This is a genomic window from Campylobacter felis (genome assembly GCF_030250085.1).
Classification (GTDB): Bacteria; Campylobacterota; Campylobacteria; order Campylobacterales; family Campylobacteraceae; genus Campylobacter_D; species Campylobacter_D upsaliensis.
Map to the genome: position 1 here is coordinate 1 of NZ_JANURX010000007.1, position 22836 is coordinate 22836.

Sequence of the window (22836 nt, forward strand, 5' to 3'; positions counted from 1 at the left end):
TTAGAAAAAGAGTTAAAAAAATGTGAAAAAGAATTAAAGCTTGAAAAAGACAAGGATAAAAAAGCTTTTTTTAAATCTCAAATTCAAATGCTAAAAAAAGAGCTTACAAAATGCAAGGAAATCACGCCGTTAAACCTTAGCGAAGCACCCTTTGAAATCCCTAACACTTGGGCGTGGGTAAAACTTGGGGATATTTGTGAGATAGTAAGCGGGACTTCTTATAGCAAAGATGATTTAAGCGATGAAGGCATAAGGATTTTAAGAGGCGGAAATATCAACAAAAACACGCAAAATTTAGATTTATTATCTAATGATGTTATTGTCAAAGAAAAACTACTCAACGAAGAAAAATCCATACAACAAGGCGATATTGTTATAACAGGCACAAATGATATAAGTAATATAGCTAAATGTGCATTTGCAAATGCACATTTAAAAAACACGCAAATCGGTGCATTTTTACGCATTATAAGAATTGCAAAAGAGCAAAATGCAAAATATATTTTTTATATTGTGGCAAGTGGATTTTATGAAAAATATATTCAATCTTGCGTGAGTGGCACGGTAAGCAGTCTTTTAAATATAAAAAATGAATATATAGAAAATTTTCTTATCCCCCTGCCGCCATTATGCGAACAGCAAGAAATTGTAAAAAAACTCGATTTGCTCGTTGCACTCGCAAATGATTTTGCTATCACTAAAGAGAATTTAAAGAGAATTGAAAAGAGAATTGAAAAGAGTTTGCTTAAACTTGCCCTAGAGGGCAGCTTAAGCAAACTTTATCGCAGAAGCTCCTCTACACTCTCCGCCTTTAATGAAATCAGCACTTACAACGAAGCCATAAAAGAAAAACGCAAAGAGTTAGAAAAAGAGTTAAAAAAATGTGAAAAAGAATTAAAGCTTGAAAAAGACAAGGATAAAAAAGCTTTTTTTAAATCTCAAATTCAAATGCTAAAAAAAGAGCTTACAAAATGCAAGGAAATCACGCCGTTAAACCTTAGCGAAGCACCCTTTGAAATCCCTAACACTTGGGCGTGGGTAAAACTTGGGGATATTTGTGAGATAGTAAGCGGGACTTCTTATAGCAAAGATGATTTAAGCGATGAAGGCATAAGGATTTTAAGAGGCGGAAATATCAACAAAAACACGCAAAATTTAGATTTATTATCTAATGATGTTATTGTCAAAGAAAAACTACTCAACGAAGAAAAATCCATACAACAAGGCGATATTGTTATAACAGGCACAAATGATATAAGTAATATAGCTAAATGTGCATTTGCAAATGCACATTTAAAAAACACGCAAATCGGTGCATTTTTACGCATTATAAGAATTGCAAAAGAGCAAAATGCAAAATATATTTTTTATATTGTGGCAAGTGGATTTTATGAAAAATATATTCAATCTTGCGTGAGTGGCACGGTAAGCAGTCTTTTAAATATAAAAAATGAATATATAGAAAATTTTCTTATCCCCCTGCCGCCATTATGCGAACAAGAACACATCGTGCAAATTTTAGACACCCTTTTCACACTCAAAAAGGGCTTAAGGGTGGATTAAGAGATAAAATACGCATTAATCAAAGCTTTATCCTCAAAGGCTTGGCATTGAAATTCTTGCTCTTTAAAGCCTAGTTTATAGGAGTTTTGAGGGTCATTTTTAGTGTAGGTGAGGGCGATTTTAAGTGCTAAATTTAAATCCTCCTCGCAAATATCACTACTGACTAAGGAATAAGCGCCGATTAAATCAAATAGCTTAATTTCTTCATATTTGCTTGTTTTCAAAGTCCTTAAAAGCTCGTTTTCAAGCTCGTTACGCCCCACAATCATCTTTGCACCTTTTGGAAGCCTTAAATGGCGTCCGTATTTTAAAAGTTGGGCGTCATTGACCTCCATATTGCTATCAAATTCTTTAAAATCTTTAATTTTTTTCGCAAAACTTTCTAGCGTGAGTAAGCACCCACCGCCCGGGCTTTCAAAGTCATCTATGCCAAATTCCTCTGCCATTTCAAGCTGTCTTTTTCGGCTACGCCCACTTATGCCCTCAAGTTTTGCTCTATCGACCCAGCCTTCTCTTTCGGGCTTGGTTTCGGGCAGGTTTTTCGCACACATAGGACGCAAGATTAAATCCTCCTCATCAGCGGCTAGGCGTTTAACTTTCGCCATAGCATCATTTCTTTGACTCATAGGGCGTTGTCCTAAAACCTCGCCTGTGATGATAAAACTCGCCCCCTCGTCTTTAAGCATAGCAAGGGCTGTTTTAAACATAAAGGCGTGGCAGTCTATGCAGGGGTTAAAGTGCTTTCCGTAGCCATATTGTGGGCTAAAAAGCACTTCTTTAAGATAAGAATTCCTTACATCAATCATTTCAAATTCCGCTCCTACTAAGGCGGCACGGCGTCTCATCTCCTCGCTTTTATCGCTTCTTGAGCCAAAGCCTATGTTGATATTTAAAGCCTTGACCGCTATGCCTTGTGAAGTAATGAGCTTCATCGCTAATAAACTATCCAAACCTCCGCTAAAAAGTGCTAATGCTTTCATAATTTTCCTTTAAAATGATATAAATAAAAATGATTTTTTGCCGATATAAAAAAGTGTAATTGTAGCATAAGGAGTGATAATGAATACAATCAATACTTTAAATGCAACTTTACCAAATTCGCAAAATATCGCGAGTCGTAAGGAAATTTTAGAACTTAAGCAAGAAGAGCAAGATAAAGTTAAAGTCGATGACATCTCAAACACAAATTCGGGCTTTAAGGTGGTGTTTGAAAACAAAAAGGGCGAATTAATGGCGGTGAGAATTAATGAGGAAAATTATCAAAATTTGCAAAATCATTTTAGCTCTTATACAAATTATATCGCTAGAGAGGACGGCTCTATCAGGCTTAATGGTGAGGCAAATGCCTTTGTGGCGGAGTGGTTTGAAAAGGTGAGCGATACGCTTTTTGACGCAAATTCTCTTCTTCAAAATGAGACCAATTTCACTTCTTTAAGCTTTCATAAAAGAACGACACTTGAGAGCTTACAAAATCTAGCCTTGAGTAAGGGGGATAGTTTAGCTAGTGGTGCAAATTTGGAGGAGAAATTAAATTTCGCTTTAGAAAAGGACATTAATCAAGACGGAAAGGTAAGTGAGCTTGATGTCAAAAAAGAAAATTTGAGCGAAATTTTAAGAGGCTTAAAGGAGGCAAGTGGTGGCGGAGCTAATGCTAACACTATGCAAGATAGTGAAAAAATAGAAGTCAAAGATAAAAAAGAAGAGGAGCTTAAGAGAACGCCTTTAGAAAAGGCTTTAGAAGAGGGCTTTGCCTCACTTAGTGCGGAGGAAAAAGCAAAGCTTGAAAGCTCACATCCGCAGAAATTCAAAGAATTTCAATTAGAGCAAAGCTTCACAAAGGATTTAAAAGCACAAATTGCGCGTGGAGAAAGCCCTCTTGTAGATAAGCTTGTCTAAAAAGGCGAGCTTTCTAAACCAAGATCTAGGGGGCTTATATTTTTTTGAGAGAAAATTTGATGCCAAGTTTTAAGGCGTGTTTCTAAAATTTGTGTATCTCTTTCGCTTTTGATAAAACTTAAGGCTTCTTTGTAAAATTCAAAAAGGGCGTTTTCATCAAGCTGTTTTTTAAGCTTTTCGGCGTTTTTATCTAAAAGGCTTAAAAGCTGTTTTTTAAGCCCTAGATGAGGCTTTGTGATAGCAAGGGCGTTAAAAAAGGCAAGATTGATTTTACAAAGTAGGCATAAGAAATCATTAAGATGAGTGATAGTGCCTAAATTTCGAAGCTCAAGTTCTCTAATGTCGCTATCCTCAAGCCCACAACCTGCCAAAACTTTTTCGCAAAGTTCCTTATGCTTAAAACAAGCCTTATCACTCATCGTTAAAAATAAAGCCCTAGCTTCACTTGAAGCTCTAAGAAAGCTTAAAAGCTCTAATTCGCCTAAATGCACCTTGCTTTTTTGCGTTTCTAAAAGAGGGATTTTAGGGGGGTGGCTGGCATTTTTGCTTAAAACGATGAGATTTTTTTCTACGCCTAGAAGTTTTGAGACTAAATTAGTATAAGAATTTGCCACTAAAGGTTCAAGCAAAAAGGTGTATTTTTGCACGGATTCTAAGGCTTTTTGTTTATCAAGGGCGGAATTTATGCTACCCCTTAAAAGCTCTCTTATGTAAAACTCTCCAAGCTCCATAGCTCTTTCTAAAAGGGCGTGAAGCTTTTTAGCCTCATCATTTGCCACAAGCTCGGCAGGATCCTTTCCGCCCTCAAGCAAGACGACTTTGCCATCAATCTTATTAACACTAAGTAAAAAAGCCGAACGAAATGCCGCCTTGCGTCCTGCCTCGTCATTATCAAAACAAAGCAAAACCTTTGCTTCATAACGGCGGATAAGGGGGAGATGATGTTCTGTTAAAGCTGTGCCAAGCACTGCCACAGCGTTAGTAAAACCTGCTTTATGAAAGGCAATGGCGTCCATATAACCCTCGCAAATAATCATCTCTTTTTGCTTTGCTATGCTATCCTTAGCAAGATGAAAGGCGTAAAAAATGCGTGCTTTGTCAAAAAGCACACTTTGGGGAGAATTGACATATTTAGCGGCGTTATTTGCGTTTAAAGTCCTACCCCCAAAGCCTACTAATAAGCCTTTGTAATCATAAATGGGAAAGGTGATTCTATGGATAAAACTCGCATAAAATCCTCCTCTTTCATCTTTTTTAATCGCCCCCACATAAAAGGCGTCCTCGTTTGAAATTTGCTCGTTTTTAAGTAGCCTTAAGCTTTCTTCATTTCCCACTGCATAGCCAAGTTCAAATTTTTTAATGTCCTCATCGCTTAATTTTCTTTGATAAAGATAGTCTAAAACCTCTTTATGTTTAGCTAAATTTTGCTTATAAAAGGCGTTTAAAAGGGGCAAAATGTGCTTAATTTCTTTTTTATTTTCCTCTTTTTCTTTGGTGTAGGTGAGGGTGAAATTACTTAAATGTGCCACTTTTTCTACCGCTTCAGCGAAATTCACTCTTTCAAAGTCCATTACAAATTTAAAAACATCGCCTCCAGCCCCACAGCCAAAGCAATGGTAAAAATTTTTTTGGGTATTGATGTGTAGGGACGGATTTCTATCATCGTGAAAGGGGCAAACGCATACATAAGAAGCCCCACTCCTACGCACCTGGACAAAATGAGAAATAATGCTTAAAATGTCTGCTCTTTGGCTTAAAAGTTCTATGCTATCTTTTGCTATCATAATGAAAATTATACAAAGTTTTGGCTATAATTTGTTAATTTCATTTTGCGGATATTTTATGGATTTTTTCTTTGTGGAATACAGAGACCCCATAGTGGGGCTGATTTTTCTTACTCTGCTTATTTTAGTCGCGGCTTTGGCACATTATGCGTGGAGGATTTTTGCAGACAAAGATGAGGAGCAAAAACTAGAAAAATTTATTAAAAAATTTGAGCTTGAAAACGCCCATAAAGAGCTTTTAAGAAGTGAGAATTTAAGCTTTTCAAATCTTAGCTTTTTGGCTGAAATTTTTACTAAGAGTGGCGAATTTGAAAAGGCAAGTGGAATTTATTTAATCGCTTTGGAAAAAACAAAGGATAAAAACGAGCAAGAGGAGGCTTTTTTAGCTTTAGCGAAGGTCTATTTTAAGGCAGGGTTTTTAGAAAAATGCACCGAAGTGCTTTTAAATGCCCTTAAAATTCGCCCTCGTAATAAAGAAGCCTTAAAACTGCTTAAAATAAGCTATCTTAAGCTTAAAAAATATAAAGAAAATTTAGAGCTTTTGGAGTGTTTGTTTGAACTTGGCGAGGACATTAAGGAGGAAGCTGAATTTATCAAAGCTTTAGCACTTGAAAATAAAGAAAACGCTAAAGAAAAAATTTTAAAGCTTGATGAAAGTTCTGCTTTAAAACGCTACTTGTTTGAAAAATATGGCATTTTTAAAAAGCAAAATTTAGTGCAAATTTGCGATTTGCTTTATAAGAGTAAAGAGCCTATTAATTTGGACGATGAGGAATATTATGAGTTTTTTTATATGCTTGATTTAGTGGAGAAAAAAGAGGGCTTTTCTTTTAAAAATTCACATTTTAAGATGTATCACATTTTAAAGCAAAATCATTTTAAAGCGAGACTTGAATTTTCTTATATGTGTTTGGAGTGTAAAAACATTATGCCGCTTTTTTTCTATCATTGTCCTGTGTGCTATGAATTTAATCGTTGTAAAATTTTATATGAGGTTAAAAACGATGAAACGCGTTGAAATTTATACAGATGGCTCTTGCTTAAATAACCCGGGCTTTGGGGGTTATGCTTATATCGTGCGTTATAAAGAACACGAAAAAGTGGGTGTCGGCGCAGAGGAAAACACGACCAATAATAAAATGGAGCTAAAGGCTATCATTAAGGCTTTAGAGATACTTAAAGAGCCTTGTGAAGTGTATCTTTACACAGACTCAAATTTAATGGTGCAAAGCATTAATGAGTGGCTTGAGGGCTGGGTCAAGAAAAATTTCAAAGGTAGGAAAAATGCCGATTTATGGCGTGAGTATTTATGCGTCTCAAAAGAGCATAAAATCAAGGCTTTTTGGATTAAAGCACATAACGGACATAAGGAAAATGAGCGTTGCGACACTCTAGCAAGAGAAGCAGCACTTAAGCTACAAAGAGAACATAAGGAAGCACAATGGCTAAACTCGAACGCTTAGAAGCAAAGCTAAATTACAAATTTAAAGATAAAAATCTTCTTATCTGTGCTCTAACACACAAAAGCGCAAAGAAAAATTACAATAATGAAAGGCTAGAGTTTTTAGGTGATGCGGTGCTTGATTTAGTTGTGGGCGAATTTTTATTTCATAAATTTAAAAATGAAGCAGAAGGCGATTTATCCAAGCTTAGAGCCGCCCTTGTCAATGAAAAATCCTTTGCTAAAATCGCCACTTCTCTTAATCTAGGTGCTTTTATCTTTATGAGTATAGCCGAGCAAAATAACGGCGGCAAAACCAAGCCATCCATACTCTCAGATGCCTTTGAAGCTCTAATTGGTGCTTTACATTTAGAAGCTGGTTTTATAAAGGCTAAAGAAATCGCACTAAGGCTTATAGAGGAGAATTTCCCTAACATTGACGCAAAGAGCCTATTTAAGGACTATAAAACAAAACTTCAAGAAATCACACAAGCTAAAATGGGCTTAACACCCGAATATGAAACGCTAAGAGCCTTTGGACCTGACCATCAAAAAAGTTTTGAAATCGCCTTAAATTTGGAAGGCAAAGAAATGGCAAGAGCCATAGCAAGTAGTAAAAAAGAAGCCCAGCAAATGGCGGCTAAATTGACCTTAGAAAAATTAGGAGCGTTATGAATACTTTTGGGACAAGATTAAAAATGACAAGTTTTGGAGAATCACACGGAAAAGCCATAGGCGTGGTGATTGATGGTATGCCCTCTAATGTGAAATTTGACGAGGAATTTTTACAAAAGGAGCTTGATAAAAGAAAGGGTGGAAGCAAATTTGCCACGCCTAGAAAAGAAAGTGATGAAGCAGAAATTTTAAGCGGAGTTTTTGAGGGTTTTACCACAGGACAGCCCATAGCTATGCTTTTTCGTAATGAAAACACGCGCTCAAAAGATTATAGTGAGCTTAAAAGCCTTTTTCGCCCCTCGCACGCGGATTTTAGCTATTTTCAAAAATATGGCATAAGAGATTATAGGGGAGGAGGGCGTTCAAGTGCTAGAGAAAGCGTAGCTAGAGTGGCAGCTGGAGCGGTGGCTGCTATGCTTTTGAGGGAATTTAATATCGAGGTTTTAAGCGGAGTTTTTGGTGTGGGCAGGTGCGTTTCGACCCTTAAAAATAATGAATTTGACTTTGAATTTGCAAATAAAAGTGAAATTTTTTGCCTTGATAAGGATTTAGAGGAAAATTTTAAGCAAGAAATTTTAGAAGCAAAAAAGGCAAAAGATAGCGTTGGAGCGGCTGTTTTTACTAAGGTTAGCGGAGTGAGGGCGGGGCTTGGGGAGGTGCTTTATGATAAGCTTGATTCTAAACTCGCTCACGCTTTAATGGGGATAAATGCTGTAAAAGCCGTAGAAATAGGCTCTGGTATAAGCTCAAGCCAAAAAAGAGGCTCGCAAAATAACGACTTTATGCAAAATGGCAAATTTTTAAGCAATCATAGCGGAGGGATTTTAGGTGGCATTTCAAATGGCGATTTAATCGAGCTTAAGAGCTATTTTAAACCTACGCCGTCCATTTTTCTAGCTCAAAAAACGATAAATGAAGACGGCGAAAATGTCTTGTGTGAGCTAAGTGGTAGGCACGACCCTTGCGTGGGTGTGAGAGGAAGTGTGGTTGCTAATGCTATGGTTAGGCTTGTGATAGCTGATGCTTTGCTTTTAAATGCGAGTGCGAATTTAGAGCATCTTAAAGCAATTTATAAAAGCTAATCAAGACGCAAACAATAAGCCTCACCCTCATCTTTAAAGGTGAAAATTTTATCCTCACAAGGATAGCTTATAGAGGCGTTTTGAAGAGGAAATTTGCCTCCTTCAAATTCTTTTAAGAGAAAGGGGAGTTCTTTTAAGAAAACGCGGTGATTTGAAATGCCTCCGTGAGTTAAATCTCTTATGATTTTATGGTCGATGTCCTCTTTTTTAGCTAGATGTAGCTTTGCCTTAAAGCCCATTTTTTCATAAATTTCATATAAAAGTTTTTTATCTTTTGCGGTTTCAAACTCATCTTCACTACTATGATAACTCACATAATGAATATGCCCGCAATGTGTTTTTTGAATTTGTAAATGGGACGGAGTTAGCAAAGAGCGTATTTTATAATGTGCCTTTGTGAAATTATTCTCATTCCAAAAAGTTTTGGTAAAGCAATGTGATGAAAAATCATCTGTGTTTATAAAAAATTCCCCATGCCCTAAAGTCCTACCCATAAACATCTCAAAAAAGGGCAGAGGTGCGCAGGCTATATCAATGACAGCGTTGGTGTGATGAGGGGCGATTTTGGCGATTAAGTGTGCTAAATAGCCTCCATAACATCCGCCCCCATAAATGACGGGTAAGTTACCCCCCCCCCCCCGTGAGTTTTGAGATCTTTTAAAACATTGATATGATCAAGTGCTGCCATAATGCCGTAATTTTGATATTCTTCATTAGGTGGGAGGAGGGTGTAGGTGAGGGTGTTGATTCTAAAATCTTTAGCTAAATTTCCCTTTTTCTTTTCTTTCTGTATGGATTCTTCTATAAATTTTAAAGCTTCTGTACTTGTTAAATTTGCATAGGGTAAGCCTACATCTTGACAAAGCTTGATTAAATTTGCTTTATCCTCTTCAAGTATAGCGATTTGAGCGCTATATTGTTGCTCTAAGTTATTCACGCGACAACAAAAGCAATGATACAGCACATTTACAGCCACCACGCCAAATTTAGAAGCGATTTGTTTTCTAGTAAAATCCATCATTCTCAAATCGGTATTTGTTCCAAAACCACCGATGATGAAAAAGATTGCCTTAGGATTTTGTGGGGAGCTTAGGCGGTATTCAAGCTTGGAATTTCTTTTAATACCAAGTTCTACATCATCACAAGAAGAAATAAAAAATTGCTTATCTATCATTTTTAGCCTTTAAATTTATAAATAAATTTAACATAGCTTTTTAAACTATCATAAAATTTGATAATTTTTAATGCTCCTTAAAAATCATCCCATTTCTTAAGGTTTTATAAGAGATGAAAAAGACTGCAAAAAGTGCTAAAATGAGTGCTAAAACCCCTAAAAATCCATAAAAATACTTAAATTTATAAGTGATAAATAAATCAAAACTTGCTATGCTAAAAGCACGAAAAATAAAGCTATAAAATACACCATTAAGCTTAAAATGCTATGTGTTTGAAAAAGACTATGAAAATCTAGCACAAAAATGCTAGGCGGAGCGATGAAAATAAAAAGCGTAGGGATAAATTTAGTCTCCAAACTTTGCTCAAAAATAAGCCTTTGCATAATCATCGCACTTAAAATAATCCAAAAAAGCACCCTATGGAAAAGAAAAAAAGTAGCATATCTTTTGGTGCATTGATGAAAGCACCACTAAGTGGGACTATTAAATTTCCAACAATGGGGATAAACCACGCAGGAGTTTTCATACTTTCTTTAAACCAAAAACTCATCACATATAAGCTTAAAATAAGCTGTAAAGCACTCGCCACATAAAAACTTCCTAAAATTCCCCACCAAAATCCACTTTCTTTAGAGATAAAATCACTCCAAAACGCTGTAATAATAAGCATACTTATAGGCACACTTGAGAGAAAATTAATCTTAACTTGTGATGTGTGAAATCCTCTTTAAAAGCCTTAAAATGATAGAGTATTTTCGCACCATAACACACAAATAAAAGCGCAAAAACAATCAATGCTAAAATCGCAAAAATAAAGGCAGACCGCGCTAAAAAAGCTTGATGATTAAAAGCCACACTAGCTTTTTTAAACGCAAGAGAAAGCCCTCCAATCCCCATAACCGAAGCAAATAAAACTATGGGAAAATTTGCAAGTTTTGAAATTTTTTCGATATTTTCTTGCATTTTTACTCCTTATCTGCCATTTTAACGCCTTCTTCCCATAAACTATGTCTTTCCTTAATATAGTTAGCATCGACCTTGCCACTAAACATAGCCCCTAAAAGAGGGCGATTTGCTTTAAAGATAAAAGCTGCTAAATGCCCTATAATGCCTAAAATAATTAAAATCATACCAAGATTATGTAGCTGTGCGCTCCAAAAATAAAGCCCCTCGCTTAAATTCCACCCCGCTAAATTTTTAGCCGTTTTAATGAGTCCTGTGATAATTAAAAGAAGCAAAACAAGCCCGATGAAAAATAAGCCAATCTTTGCTCGGGTAAATATTTCTCACTCTTTGGCTCAACCCCTCCAAAAAGCATAACTTTGATAATTTTAAGACTTTTTACTCCATCGCCTTTTTTAGGAAAGATGTCAAATTCCGCTCTAGCTATGTGGAAAAATAAATGAAACGCCACGAAAAAAATGAGGCTAAAAGCCCCTACATAGTGCATTATAAGACTGATATGATAGTCCCCACTCCACGCCATTAGGGGCAATTCGTTAATCATGTATCTTTTTGAAACGGGCATTTGAAACATACCGCTAGCAATTAGCATAAAAGTGCTTACCGCCACACCCCAATGCACGATACGATTTTGCAGACTTTGACTCAATATCATTTTTTTAATTTTTTTCATAACTCTTCCTTTTTTATTTTTCTAGCTTTTGCCACAGCGATAGCCCCAGCTACTACGCCTACAAGAGGTGCGGTTAAAACGCCTTTGATGAGAGTGGAGTCTTCATTGATGAAATTATCCACCTTAACTTTCATATGCGGTGCCCGGTATTTTCATATTTTTTAGCGATGGCTTCATCGATTTTGGTAAAATCCACAGAAGAAATGTAAAAAGTGCTCGTTCCGCCATTTTGCGTATCGCCATAGATGAATTTTCCCTGCTTTTTAGCCTTTTCGACAAGATTAAAATTTTAGCCTTGTCGTCAAAAATTATGGCATTTTTTGGGCATTGTGTTTCACAAGCTGGTTTTTTGCCTTCTGCGAGTAAGTCCGCACACATATCACATTTAAACATAGCACCCCCACCAGCTAATTTTGGAGCGATTTTAAGATAAATTCCAACCCCAGCTTGTCTTTGAGGAATCCCCCAAGGACAGACATCACGGCACTTTGCCCCACCAAAGCAAAAATGTTCATCGATATTAACGGCGTTATTTTTATCCTTAGAAATCACTCCAAAAGGGCAAATTTTTTGACAAGTAGGATCATCGCAGTGCATACAACGACGCGGAATAAAAATTTTTTTAGAATCCACCTCCACAAAGGTCCAGTTATAAGGACTTAAACGGGAAATGTCGTTTTGTTTTTGTGAATAATCCTCATTGATTTTACGCGGAAAATAATTAGGAATTTCTTCCACAGGCTTAGGAAAACGCGCCGCATTTTTCTCCTTACACGCACTTACACATTTTGGCATATCAAAGCCAGTGCAGCCATCGCAGCGGTCTAGGTCTATAATGCTAGCCCTGCCTTTAATCTTACTAAAGTCTAAATTTGCACCTGCGACTAAAACGGGGCTTAATGCTAAGGATTTTAAAAATTTGCGTCTTTGCATAATGCTAACCTTTTAAATAATTTCTAGCATTGTATGTAAATTTAAGTGCTTTGTGTGTAACTTTATTACAAAAAAAGGCTTTTAAAGGCGAGATAAAATGTGTAATGTAAAAATATTTTGCTTTATGTTTCTTATATGATAACAAATATTTTAATACATAAGGAGACACAATGAAAAATGTTATCAAATTAGGTTTGCTTAGTGCAATTGTTGCTATTTTATTCTCTGCTTGTTCAAAGCCAAAGAGTGTGCAATATTATGAAGATCCAAAAAATGCTAAAGAATTGGAAGCTAAAATCAAAGAATGCGATAAAAACGCTAATTCTGCAGAAAATGATACAGAATGTGCAAATGCTTACAAGGCACGATACTCAAAATCACTTCAAAATTTTCAAAATGAAAAACTTACAGACGAAGAAATTAAAAAGTATTCTAAACATAGAGATAATAAATGAATTTTTTCAAACTCTAGGTTATAGAACAAATTATTAATGCCATTAGACAAACAGGAACAAGCGATAAGATTGCTGAACTTTAAGCCTTTATATCTTTAAAGGCTTAATTTTATCTAATGCTACAAAGTCTTTTTCTGTATGTAAAATGCAATTTTTTAAAGTGCTTATAATTTCTGCTCTTTCAAAGCTTCACTTTGATGATGAGCGATTAAAGGCTCGATAAGCTCGTCAAAAAGCCCTCCCTCCATAATGGCATCAAGTCTATAAAGCGTAAGATTAATGCGATGGTCGCTAATGCGGTTTTGTGGGAAATTATAAGTGCGTATGCGTTCGCTCCTATCGCCACTTCCCACTTGAGACTTGCGTGCCTCGCTTTCTTTGGCTAATCTTTCACTTTCTTGCATTTCATAAAGTCTCGCTTTTAGGATTTTCATTGCACTTTCTTTATTTTTATGTTGAGATTTGCCGTCTTGATTGACGACAACTAAGCCACTTGGTATGTGAGTGATACGAACGGCTGAATCTGTGGTATTAACACTTTGTCCCCCGTGTCCTGAAGAGCGCATAACATCGATTTTAAGGTCGTTTGGATTGATTTGAATTTCTATATCATCGACCTCTGGCATAATGGCGACTGTAATGGCTGAGGTGTGAATTCTGCCTTGAGATTCTGTTTGAGGGATTCTTTGCACTCTGTGTGTGCCACTTTCAAATTTGAGCCTTGAGTAAGCTTCTGTGCCTTTAACAAGCATAATAAGTTCCTTAAAGCCTCCCGCACTACCCTCACTTGAGCTAACAATTTCAATCTTATAGCCTCTTAAATCCGCATATCTTGCGTAAGCTTTGACTAAATCTCCCACAAACAAGGATGCCTCGTCCCCTCCCGTCCCTGCACGAATTTCAAGGAAGATATTTTTTTCATCGTTTGGATCTTTAGGTAGAAGTAAGATTTTAATTTCTTCTTCAAAATTGATTTTTTCTTCTTCTAAATTTTTCAATTCTTCTTTAGCAAGTTCGCTAAATTCTGGGTCATTTAAAAGGGCTTTATTATCTTCAATTTGAGTGAGCGTATTAAAATAATCTTTTGTTTTTAAGACTATGGGTTCTAAATTTTTTTGCTCTTTGGAAAGAGAGGTCATTTTTTCTATATCATTAATAATTTTTGTATCGCTAAGAAGAGTGTTTAATTCTTCATAGCGTTTGAGAAAGGGTTGTAATTTTTCCGCTAACATTTAGGCGATTTTGTTGATTAAAAGGGCAAGTCTGCTCACGCGGCGTGCGGCAGTTTGTTTTTTAAGAAAGCCACGACTTACCATAGCGTGGATGCTTTTATTTGCGATTTTAAAAGCTTCGTTAGCTGCGTTTTTGTCATTATTTGCAGCAGCTTCTCTAACGGCTTTTGTGATGTTCTTAAGTCTAGTTCTATAAAATCTATTTCTTTCTGTTTTTTTGATGGTTTGTCTTGCTCTTTTTTCGGCGGATTTGTGATTTGCCATAAAATTTCCTTATCTTAAAAATTAAAAGCTAAATTATATAAAAACAATATTAAAATAGACTTAATTTAAGTAAAAATTAAAACAAAGCTTTCAAAGAAATATCCCAAGCGACTAGATTAAATTTAAGCAAAAAGCCGTAAATCACTGCACATAAAAGCCCAGCAAAAAGCCCTGCTAACATATCATCAAGCATTACGCCTAAGCCACCCTTGACCTTTTTGTCTATTTTGCCGATGATAGATGGCTTAGTGATGTCAAAAAAACGAAAAAAGATAAAGGCTAAGACGAAATTTAAAAGTGAATTTTCTGCACTTGCCGCAATAGCACAAGCTAAAAAAACTCCCGCCACTTCGTCAATGACGATGTGTTTATCATCGTGTTTTTGTGTCTTTTTTTCATAATCATCAATCACGCGTATTGAAGCGATGAAAATCAAAATGGAAAGTAAAAAAAGCGTTTGTTCTCCTAAATATCTAAGCACAAAAAAGGCAGGAATCATCGCCGCTAAAGTGCCAAAGGTCCCCGGTGCTTTTTTCACACTTCCTGAATAAAAAAAGGTTAAATAAAATCTTTGCATTTCACACCATATAAGTCATTTGATGAACTTCTAAAAGTTTTTGGTAAAATTCCTCATCGCTTTTATCTTCTAAAATCCCATCTGTTGGGAAGAGATTTTGGTAAAGTTGCTGCAAATTTTTAAGGCGTTGTGGAAAAAGTGCGCTTAAGATAAGACTTGAAATTTCCTTACGCATAAAAACAGCAGGAGGGATTATACCAGCTCTTAGTAAATCTTTTAAAGAATTGGCATTATAGTGCAAATGATGATGTGTGCCGTGCGGACAAGAGCGTGTTGAGACGATCATTTTGCATTGATCGCAAAAAACAAATTCCGGTAAAATAATCGTTTCTATACCATAATCTTTAGAAAATTCATCAAGAATGCTTTTGGGTTGATTAGCATCGTAAAACATACCCAAACCGCTATGATTTTGCCCTACGACAAGCTTAGTGCAGCCAAGACTTTTTGCGATAATGCTTTCAAGCCCGGGATTTAAGTGTGCGTGAAAAATATTAATATTTTTAAGCGGAAAGACAAAAATGCATTCTTTTGGCAGATAATTTTGAATAAAAGTTTGTAAATATTTTTCTTTAAGCTCAAATTCAAAGCCATTTGCTTCATAGGACTCGATGAGAAAAACTACTACCAAATCAGCCTTATCAATGGTCCAGCGAAAAATTCTTTCATGTGCTCTATGAAGTGGGTCAAAGCTTGAAACAATTGCGGTGATTTTTTGTGCGTTTCGTGCGTTTTTAATGCGATTAAATTCTTGTTTATAAAAGGAGAGTTCATTGCGGTAGAGTTCTATTTCTCCATAGATGTAAAAACTATTTTCATTATTAAGTGGGCAGATGTTTGGATTAAAAATATTGATAAAATTTTTATCATCTTTGAATTTATCTTGATAAATAATATGCCCTACAATTTCGCCGTTTAATTCAAGCTCTAGCAAATCCTTAGGCTTTAAATCTTTCAAAATACTACAATCGCTTGGAGCGAAGCTTAAGGGGTATGGGAAACTTTCATTTTTAAATTTGCCCGTTTTTAAAATTTGCTTACTTTCTTTTTCACTCATCAAGCGTGAGCAAGAGCCTAGTAATCCCTCCTTAATGAGTGAAAGTATGCCAAATTCACTAGAATTAATCTTAATGCTTTTATTTTTTCTTACTGATTTCATATTTTTTCCTTTTTTCCCATAAGGATTTGCGTGAAATTCCAAGTTTTTTGGAGAGTTCTGTGTCTGCGAAAACATTTTGATAGCTTAAAATAATGTGCTTGATATATTCATCTATGGTTAAAATTTCATTATTATTAATATCCTTTTCATTATGATTAAAATCGATACAATGAAATCCAAGCTCTTCGAAATTAAGTTCGCAAATTTTGTGTGTATGGATAATAATAGCTTTATTTTTGACAAATTCTAAAAGTTTTTCTTTTTCATTATGTTTTAAAATTTGAAAATGGCTTAAAAAAAGCACTTTATTTTCTAAATCAAGCTTCATCACCTTATCCACAGAATTTGGCACAGATAAATCGACATAACAAAGTTCTACATTACACTCGTTCATATAGGAAAAGGCGAAAGCATCTGCGTAATTTTGCTTGTTGGTTTGTAAGATAAGAGGGAGTTTGAGTTTTTTATATGAAAAATGTGGTAATTTTACCGCACTAAGACGCGATTTGATATAGTTTTGATAAGTAGAATTAAGCAATAAAAGATGTCTAAAATCTTGATGATGTTTGATTTTTCTTAACAATTCTTCCATCATAAAAGGCTTTTGTATATAATCGCTCGCCCCCATTTTTAAAGGTGTGGAAACGGTGTCTGTGCTAATGTAAGAAATAAGCAAAATGACGATGTTGTTTTTAAATTTTTCCACAGCTTTTAAGAAATTTGGCGTGTTAGAGGAGATTAAAACAATTTCATAGTTTTTTTGCCCTATTAATTCATCATAAGAATTAAAAATTTCGCAACTATATCCCAAATCACTTAGCCTCATCGCTATACTTTGTGCTAAGTAAAGTTCATTTTCTATAATTAAAACTCGCATTATTTAGTCCAATCAAAATATTTTAAATTCACACTTGCTTGCACGGCTATACCCTCACTTCTTCCTATAAATCCTAGCTTTTCTGTGGTGGTGGCTTTGACATTGACTCTAAATTCATCAAGGTCTAAAATTTGGGCGATATTTTTGGCTATTTCTTTTTTAAAATCGCCAATTTTAGGTTTTTGTGCTAGGATTGTGATGTCGATATTAACACAAGTGAAGCCGTATTGCCTTATTTGCGTGTAAATTTGGGCTAAAAGTTTCATAGAATCGGCATTTTTATACTTTAAATCTGTATCTGGAAAAAGCTCTCCTATATCTCCAAGCGAGGAAGCACCCAAAAGTGCATCGCTAAGAGCGTGTGCTAAGACATCGCCATCGCTATGGGCTTTTAATCCCATTGTAGGGTGGATTTCAACCCCTCCTAAAAGCAAAGCGCGTTTTTCTCCAAATTCATGCACATCAAAGCCATTTCCGGTGAAAATATCCTTGCTAGGAACAGGAAGCTTAAGCTTTTTAAGGTCTTCTTTAAAGGTGATTTTACGCGCATTTTCTTCGCCACTTACAAACCAAATTTTACCTCCCACAGCAGCGATAGCCGTGCTATCATCTGTGAATTCTTGTCCTGTTTGAAGAGCTTTTTTAAGTAGGGCGGTGCGGGAGAGTTGTGGGGTTTGTATGAGCTTGATTTTCTCCCTTTGCAAACTTTGTTCATTTTCATAAAGTGCGGTATCACAAACTTTTAAGGTGGGTGTGATACAGTCTGCATTATGGATATTTTCTAAAAGGCGGTTGAATAAATTTTTTGAGATTAAAACTCTTGCCACATCACTTACCATTACAAATTCACTTTCAACTAAATCAAGAGCGTTTTTTAAAGACTGCATTCTGCTTGCTCCGCCTTGCACAAATTCGTAATTTTTTGCAAATTTTTTCATATAAGAAATGTTACTAGATGTAACAATTATCTTTTTAAAAGAATAAAAAGAGCTTAAATTTTTTGTCGCAAAAAGCCAAAGGGGGTCATCGCCTAGGCGGATAAATTGTTTTTTTACGCCCATATTAAAGCGTGTAGAATCTCCAGCTGCGAGCATAATTAAGCTTATATTTGACACTTTTACTCCTTGCAAATTCTTATGTTACTATATTATACACTTTAAGAAGCTAATTTTTAACTTTTTAAGAGTAAAATTTATTTTATTAAGCATAAGGAGAAATGATGATAGAAAAGATTAAAGAAAGACTAGCTAGAGTGAAATATCCTAATTTTGAAAAGGATATTATGAGTTATGGCTTTGTCAAAGAAATCAGAGCAGACGATGAAAAAGCTTACATAAAGCTTGAGATAGTCGCGGCAAATCCTAGCATAGCGGATACTTTGAGAAGGGATATTGATGAAGTCTTAAAAGATCTTAATTTAAAGGACATTAAGCTAGAAATTTTACAACCACAAATCGAAGAAGAGAAAAGCAATTCAAAAAGTGGGAAAAATGTCGCTCCACAGGTTAAAAATTTCGTTATGGTTTCAAGTGGTAAGGGAGGCGTGGGTAAAAGCACGACCGCTTTGAATTTGGCTATTTCTATAGCGAAAATGGGCTTAAAGGTGGGTATAGTCGATGCGGATATTTATGGACCTAATATCCCAAGAATGCTAGGGGAAGTCGGCACTCAACCTGAAGTCGTGGGAGCGAAATTAAGACCTATTTTAACACACGGAATTTATATGATGAGTATGGGCGTTTTGATAGAAGAGGGGCAAGGGCTTATGTGGCGTGGAGCGATGATAATGAAAGCGGTGGAGCAGCTTTTAAGCGATGTTTTGTGGCCTGAGCTTGATGTGCTATTTTTAGATATGCCTCCTGGAACGGGCGATGCGCAAATTACCTCCGCACAGAGTATTCCTATTAACGCTGGTGTGTGCGTTTCTACTCCGCAAATTGTTTCTTTAGATGATAGCAAGAGAGCTTTAGATATGTTTCAAAAGCTTCATATTCCCATAGCTGGAGTGATAGAAAATATGAGTGGCTTTTTATGTCCTGATAATGGCAAAGAGTATGAAATTTTTGGCAAGGGTAATGCTAAAGCTATGGCAGAGCTTTATCACTGTGAGCTTTTAGCACAAATTCCTCTTGAAATACTTGTAAGAGAGGGTGGTGATGAGGGTAAGCCTGTGAGCTTTTATCAAAGTGAAAGTGTGAGTGCGAAACGCTACGCTGAGGCGGCACAAAAGCTTTGGGATTTTATCCAAAAAAATGGCAGTAGTGATAATGCGGCGATTCAGCCTGTGATGAACGGCAAAAGCGCTTGTTCTAGTTAGATTTTAATTTTCGTAAATTTTCTAATAAAATTTTTTCCTCGCCTATGCCTTTAGAATAGTAGAATTTAAGGGCTTGGCTGAGGTATTTTTGCTCGACATATCCTCCAAAGTCGTGTGGATAAAGATAATCCTTGCTTTGTGGAGCGTTATTGTTTAAGTAAGCTGGGATTGGTAGAGGTGGATTATTTCTTACGAAATGCAATGCCTCATTAATGGCTTTATAGCTGGAATTTGACTTCATAGCACTAGCTAGATAAATGACGCATTGTGCTAAAATAATTCTAGCTTCTGGATAGCCTATATTTTTAACCGCTTCAAGTGTCGAAGTTGCTAAGATAAGAGCCTTACTATCGGCATTTCCTATATCTTCACTGGCAAATATCACTAAACGCCTCGCGATAAAATCTGCACTCTCTCCCCCATCAATAAGCCTTGCAAGATAGTAAAGTGCCGCATCGACATCGCTGCCTCTAAGGCTTTTTATCAAAGCACTTGCTAAAAGATAGTGCGTATCTTTAGAGCTTACTCCTTCGCTATTTGTGGTGTTTCTAAGTTTTTTAAGATTTTTAAGATTAATGTGCTTTTGCTCTAAAACAAGCACAAATTCGATTAAATTAAGCATAGATCTTGCATCGCCACTTTTAAGCAAAAAGTCCTTAGCATCATCATCAAGCGTAAAATTAAGGTTTTTTTGCACTTTTTTTAACAAAAGCTCTAATTCCTCCACGCCTAAAGCTTTAAAATGAAAAAGCATACTACGACTTCTTATGCCTTGACTTAGGACAAAATAAGGATTTTCCGTGCTTGCACCGATTAAAATAAGACGATAATTTTCCATAGGGATTAAAAGCATTTCTTGTTGGGTTTTACTAAGACGATGAATTTCATCAATGAAAATGAGAGGTTTATAGAGGCTATTTTTGTAATTTTCTAGGATTTTTCTCAATTCCTCAAGTTTAAAATTTCCTCCATCAAATTCATAAAAATCTAAGCCAAATTCCTTAGCCACCACTCTTGCAAAGCTTGTTTTACCAGAGCCAGCTACGCCAAAAAAGAGACTATGGGGAAGTTTTTGCATCGCAATGAAGCGTTTAAAAACTTCCACCAAATCATTTTGTCCTAAAATTTCATCTAAATTTTGAGGGCGTAATTGTAAGGTTAAAGGCATCACCTATCTTTAAATAAACTAGGACTATCTACCATCACGCCATCGGCTTTTAGCACTTTTGCTTTTTCATAAGCTTGAGGAGTGTTGATGCCAAAAAGTATCACCTTGCCCTCATTTTGTCCAAAACACTCCATAGCTTCATTATCCCAAGTAAGAGTCGTTTCACTCACGCCCTCTCCTAGAGTAAATTTCTCAACCACCTTAACCGCTCTTTCAAGTTCCAAACCGTAATACACATTTTTTTGCTCTTCTGCCTTGCAAAAATGTGTCAAACTTACATCGGCTAGTTTTTTACGAGTTGCACCTCTAGTTGCAAAGCTTGGTATTTCTTTACTTAAAGCAAGTATATAATTATCTTCAGTGGAATAAAGTCGCACTCTATCCAAACTCTTCGTTTTTTTCAAAAGTTCTAACAAAATTTTAGCTTGCTCTTTATCGTTGGCGTCGGGACTTTTAAGGTCGATATAAAATTGCGTTCGTGGAAACTGCTTTAAAACCTCTTCAAGTAAGGGAATATAAAGCTTGTCATTACTATAAATAGCTTTATTAGCTGGAGATTTTGTAATATGAATGCTTTGAAGTTGTTTGGCATCAAATTGAGAAATTTTACCTTGCTTATCTGTTAAGGCACTCAAATCGCTAGGACGATAAAGGACGAATTTTTTATCCTTGCTCAGCTGCACGCTAATCCAAATCACATCGGCTTTGTTTTTTAAAGCAAGTTTAATTGCTGCAAGTGTATTTTCTGGTGCATCAGCTGTGCCAGCACGATGTGCAACAAGCAGTGGATTTGCCGATAAAGTTAAAGCCAACATTAAAACATACAAAACTATTTTCATCAAATTTCCTTACAATTTTGTATAAAATCCTAAAAAATTTAGGATTTTTGTTCTAAAACATAAAGCTTATTTTCTCCATCTTGATAGGATAAAATGTGAATCTTGCCTTCTTTAAAAAATAAGCTTCTTGCATTGGTGATGGTGCTTGGATAAGCTATTACCTTTACAACCTCTTCTTTTGAAGGATTTATAACGGCTATAACATTATGATTTTTACTTAAAGCGTAAATTTTACCATCTTTAAACGCCATAGAGCTTACATATAAATCACCCAAAGTTTTGCCTTCTTTAAGTGCTGCTTTTGGACTAAATTCGCCCGAAAGAACTCTATCTTTTAGAGAAACTTTAGAGATGATGAAGTCTTTTGCGTTTTTGTTATTTGGCACTGTGGCTAGGTAGAAATAATTTGCATCATTTGTCATACTAGCGACATGGTGAAATTTCGCTCGCACTGTATCAAGTCTGCCACGACCTAAATCTTTGCCTTGTCCTTCAAATTTATCCGCTCCTTTGATAAAATCTGCATATTGCAAAACTTCATCGGCGTTTTCATTTTTAGCAAATCTTAAGAAAGATTTATTTGAACCCATAAGTAAGAATTTATCTTGCATATAAGGAATAATGCCTATGATAGGATCAATGGTCGCTGAGAAGTAAGGGTCAAGCTCAAAAGCACTTTTGATATTAAAATTTTCGTCCATAAATGCTACATCAAATTTAGAACTTGCCACAAATTCGCCGTTTATAAAATCAAGAGTGTTAATAGGTTTATCAAAGCTAATATTTTGCTCACTTACGATTTTTAAATCTTCATCAATTTTTGTAAAAGGAGAGTTTTGGCTGTCATTGTCAAAAACAATGCCTAGTTTCTCACTTGCAGGAGCGAAAGCATAATCAGGAGCTTTCACATCGCGTTTTCCTAAGAAAGAGATATTTTGCCATAAGCCGCTCCAGCCTTTATCGCTCCAAATGATGTATTTTGGATTAAGAGTGAATCTTACAGGGTCTCCTTGCCCAACATAAGGAGGCACACCCGTGCTAACAAAAGCTTGAAAAACATTAGAGGCTACGATGAAAGTGCTGATTAAAACAGCGACAAAACTAAATTTAGTCCATTGTCTAAATTTTTCTCCTGCCATTTCTGTCTCAAATGCACTAAATTTCGGGGCAAAAGCAAAAATCACACCTAAAATAAGCACCACAGCCCAAAAGACAACTTCAGCCCAAAAATAAGTATGAATTCCAAACACGGCTAAACCAAAGCCTTGATCTAAGTCTCTGTGAGCGTGATTACCAAAATGGGCGAAAGATTGATAAAGACCAAAAGCTGTCATAATCAAAAGAGCCGCCAAATACTTGCCCTTAAGCCCATAACGCACGATAAAAAGAGCGATTACGCCGATGAAAATCATCGCTTCTCTTTGTCCCCAGCAAAGTGTGCAAGGGCTATCTTTTAAAACATAACCAAAAATTAAATTTGCAATACCAACAGGCAAAAGTATGATTAAAAAGCCCGCTAAACACATTAAAGTGTAGAAATTTTTTGTTTTATTGAGTTCGCACATCTTAGCTCCTTACAAGTTCATAATGGTTAAAAACGCACTGGACTTGTGCCCAACATAATAAAAAATCATAATAGCCCAAGATACCATCACTAAACCAAAAGCAAGTTTTTCTTTTTCTGGTTTTGCTAGGATTAAAACAAGGGCAATTAAAACAAGTAAAAGTTCTAAAAACTCCATTTTGTCTCCTTTAAAATAAAA

At 35.8% G+C, this 22836-nt stretch carries 23 protein-coding genes and 3 pseudogenes; 8 read left to right on the forward strand and 18 right to left on the reverse strand.

The window, feature by feature from the left end; all coding sequences use genetic code 11:
* Positions 1–1563 (forward strand): restriction endonuclease subunit S (locus tag NYG92_RS05005; RefSeq protein ID WP_289233706.1); only part of this gene is annotated, 1563 nt, incomplete at its 5' end.
* On the opposite strand, the gene NYG92_RS05010 is transcribed toward NYG92_RS05005, so the two are convergent.
* Positions 1560–2543 carry an ATP-binding protein gene (locus tag NYG92_RS05010; RefSeq protein WP_289233707.1) on the reverse strand — a complete coding sequence of 328 codons (984 nt, stop codon included), beginning with the start codon at positions 2541–2543 and terminating at the stop codon, positions 1560–1562. The two genes, NYG92_RS05005 and NYG92_RS05010, sit on opposite strands and share 4 nt — an antisense overlap.
* Before the next feature lie 79 nt (positions 2544–2622).
* Between NYG92_RS05010 and NYG92_RS05015 the strand changes: the two genes are divergently transcribed.
* Positions 2623–3459, forward strand: a complete 837-nt coding sequence (locus NYG92_RS05015) for a hypothetical protein (protein ID WP_289233708.1) — start codon at positions 2623–2625, stop codon at positions 3457–3459.
* Here the strand turns inward: NYG92_RS05015 and dnaG are convergent.
* Positions 3456–5243, reverse strand: a complete 1788-nt coding sequence (dnaG, locus tag NYG92_RS05020) for a DNA primase (RefSeq protein WP_289233709.1) — start codon at positions 5241–5243, stop codon at positions 3456–3458. The two genes, NYG92_RS05015 and dnaG, sit on opposite strands and share 4 nt — an antisense overlap.
* Before the next feature lie 58 nt (positions 5244–5301).
* Here dnaG and NYG92_RS05025 point away from each other — a divergent pair, with 58 nt between their 5' ends.
* The 4 genes from NYG92_RS05025 to aroC are packed head-to-tail and all read left to right on the forward strand — an operon-like array spanning position 5302 to position 8441.
* Complete coding sequence (locus NYG92_RS05025) at positions 5302–6261, forward strand: tetratricopeptide repeat protein (RefSeq protein WP_289233765.1); 960 nt, start codon at positions 5302–5304, stop codon at positions 6259–6261.
* On the forward strand, positions 6248–6706 hold the full coding sequence (gene rnhA / locus NYG92_RS05030) for a ribonuclease HI (protein ID WP_289233710.1): 459 nt from the start codon (positions 6248–6250) through the stop codon (positions 6704–6706). Before NYG92_RS05025 ends, rnhA begins: the two co-directional genes overlap by 14 nt.
* Positions 6685–7359, forward strand: a complete 675-nt coding sequence (gene rnc / locus NYG92_RS05035) for a ribonuclease III (RefSeq protein ID WP_220522718.1) — start codon at positions 6685–6687, stop codon at positions 7357–7359. Before rnhA ends, rnc begins: the two co-directional genes overlap by 22 nt.
* Entirely contained in the window at positions 7356–8441 is a 1086-nt protein-coding gene (aroC, locus tag NYG92_RS05040; protein ID WP_289233711.1) for a chorismate synthase, read from the forward strand. The genes rnc and aroC overlap by 4 nt, the downstream gene beginning before the upstream one ends.
* Here the strand turns inward: aroC and NYG92_RS09185 are convergent.
* The 6 genes and pseudogenes from NYG92_RS09185 to NYG92_RS05080 all read right to left on the reverse strand — a co-directional run bounded on the left by NYG92_RS09185 (position 8438) and on the right by NYG92_RS05080 (position 12185).
* Positions 8438–9615: pseudogene (locus NYG92_RS09185) on the reverse strand (DUF2920 family protein). The gene aroC and the pseudogene NYG92_RS09185 sit on opposite strands and share 4 nt — an antisense overlap.
* 210 nt (positions 9616–9825) lie before the next feature.
* Positions 9826–10286: pseudogene (locus NYG92_RS09190) on the reverse strand (SLAC1 family transporter).
* Between the two features lie 2 nt (positions 10287–10288).
* Positions 10289–10579: an SLAC1 family transporter gene (locus NYG92_RS05065; protein WP_289233715.1), complete on the reverse strand. Its 291-nt coding sequence runs from the start codon at positions 10577–10579 to the stop codon at positions 10289–10291.
* Between the two features lie 2 nt (positions 10580–10581).
* Positions 10582–11252: pseudogene (locus tag NYG92_RS09220) on the reverse strand (cytochrome b/b6 domain-containing protein).
* On the reverse strand, positions 11249–11386 hold the full coding sequence (locus NYG92_RS05075; protein ID WP_270976596.1) for a hypothetical protein: 138 nt from the start codon (positions 11384–11386) through the stop codon (positions 11249–11251). The pseudogene NYG92_RS09220 and the gene NYG92_RS05075 overlap by 4 nt, the downstream one beginning before the upstream one ends.
* Positions 11376–12185 (reverse strand): 4Fe-4S dicluster domain-containing protein, encoded by an 810-nt coding sequence (locus NYG92_RS05080; RefSeq protein WP_289233716.1) that lies wholly within the window; start codon positions 12183–12185, stop codon positions 11376–11378. The genes NYG92_RS05075 and NYG92_RS05080 overlap by 11 nt, the downstream gene beginning before the upstream one ends.
* A gap of 170 nt (positions 12186–12355) precedes the next feature.
* Here NYG92_RS05080 and NYG92_RS05085 point away from each other — a divergent pair, with 170 nt between their 5' ends.
* The gene (locus tag NYG92_RS05085; RefSeq protein ID WP_289233717.1) at positions 12356–12640 is read left to right on the forward strand and encodes an EexN family lipoprotein; all 285 of its coding nucleotides are present in this window, start codon (positions 12356–12358) and stop codon (positions 12638–12640) included.
* Positions 12641–12804: 164 nt separating this feature from the next.
* Here NYG92_RS05085 and prfA read toward each other — a convergent pair whose 3' ends face one another.
* The 6 genes from prfA to NYG92_RS05115 all read right to left on the reverse strand — a co-directional run bounded on the left by prfA (position 12805) and on the right by NYG92_RS05115 (position 17864).
* Entirely contained in the window at positions 12805–13872 is a 1068-nt protein-coding gene (prfA, locus tag NYG92_RS05090; RefSeq protein WP_289233718.1) for a peptide chain release factor 1, read from the reverse strand.
* The gene (gene rpsT / locus NYG92_RS05095; protein ID WP_004276151.1) at positions 13873–14136 is read right to left on the reverse strand and encodes a 30S ribosomal protein S20; all 264 of its coding nucleotides are present in this window, start codon (positions 14134–14136) and stop codon (positions 13873–13875) included.
* Positions 14137–14212: 76 nt separating this feature from the next.
* Positions 14213–14713 carry a phosphatidylglycerophosphatase A family protein gene (locus NYG92_RS05100; protein ID WP_289233719.1) on the reverse strand — a complete coding sequence of 167 codons (501 nt, stop codon included), beginning with the start codon at positions 14711–14713 and terminating at the stop codon, positions 14213–14215.
* A 1-nt stretch (position 14714) separates the two neighbouring features.
* A complete protein-coding gene (locus NYG92_RS05105) occupies positions 14715–15872 on the reverse strand; it encodes a sulfate adenylyltransferase (protein ID WP_004276841.1) in 1158 nt (385 codons plus the stop codon).
* Positions 15850–16749: a DNA-binding transcriptional response regulator gene (locus NYG92_RS05110; RefSeq protein WP_289233720.1), complete on the reverse strand. Its 900-nt coding sequence runs from the start codon at positions 16747–16749 to the stop codon at positions 15850–15852. Before NYG92_RS05110 ends, NYG92_RS05105 begins: the two co-directional genes overlap by 23 nt.
* Complete coding sequence (locus NYG92_RS05115; protein WP_289233721.1) at positions 16749–17864, reverse strand: bifunctional 2-C-methyl-D-erythritol 4-phosphate cytidylyltransferase/2-C-methyl-D-erythritol 2,4-cyclodiphosphate synthase; 1116 nt, start codon at positions 17862–17864, stop codon at positions 16749–16751. The genes NYG92_RS05110 and NYG92_RS05115 overlap by 1 nt, the downstream gene beginning before the upstream one ends.
* A gap of 104 nt (positions 17865–17968) precedes the next feature.
* On the opposite strand from NYG92_RS05115, the gene NYG92_RS05120 reads away from it, so the two are divergent.
* Entirely contained in the window at positions 17969–19066 is a 1098-nt protein-coding gene (locus NYG92_RS05120; protein WP_289233767.1) for an Mrp/NBP35 family ATP-binding protein, read from the forward strand.
* On the opposite strand, the gene NYG92_RS05125 is transcribed toward NYG92_RS05120, so the two are convergent.
* Genes NYG92_RS05125 through dba form a run of 4 tightly spaced genes read right to left on the reverse strand, consistent with a single transcriptional unit; the run spans position 19059 to position 22815 of the window.
* Positions 19059–20234: a replication-associated recombination protein A gene (locus tag NYG92_RS05125; protein WP_027303896.1), complete on the reverse strand. Its 1176-nt coding sequence runs from the start codon at positions 20232–20234 to the stop codon at positions 19059–19061. The genes NYG92_RS05120 and NYG92_RS05125 overlap by 8 nt on opposite strands.
* The gene (locus NYG92_RS05130; RefSeq protein ID WP_289233722.1) at positions 20234–21073 is read right to left on the reverse strand and encodes a glycerophosphodiester phosphodiesterase family protein; all 840 of its coding nucleotides are present in this window, start codon (positions 21071–21073) and stop codon (positions 20234–20236) included. The genes NYG92_RS05125 and NYG92_RS05130 overlap by 1 nt, the downstream gene beginning before the upstream one ends.
* 38 nt (positions 21074–21111) lie before the next feature.
* Positions 21112–22638 carry a disulfide bond formation protein DsbI gene (gene dsbI / locus NYG92_RS05135; protein WP_289233723.1) on the reverse strand — a complete coding sequence of 509 codons (1527 nt, stop codon included), beginning with the start codon at positions 22636–22638 and terminating at the stop codon, positions 21112–21114.
* A 9-nt stretch (positions 22639–22647) separates the two neighbouring features.
* Positions 22648–22815, reverse strand: a complete 168-nt coding sequence (dba, locus tag NYG92_RS05140; RefSeq protein WP_027303899.1) for a disulfide bond formation protein Dba — start codon at positions 22813–22815, stop codon at positions 22648–22650.
* Between the last annotated feature and the right edge of the window lie 21 nt (positions 22816–22836).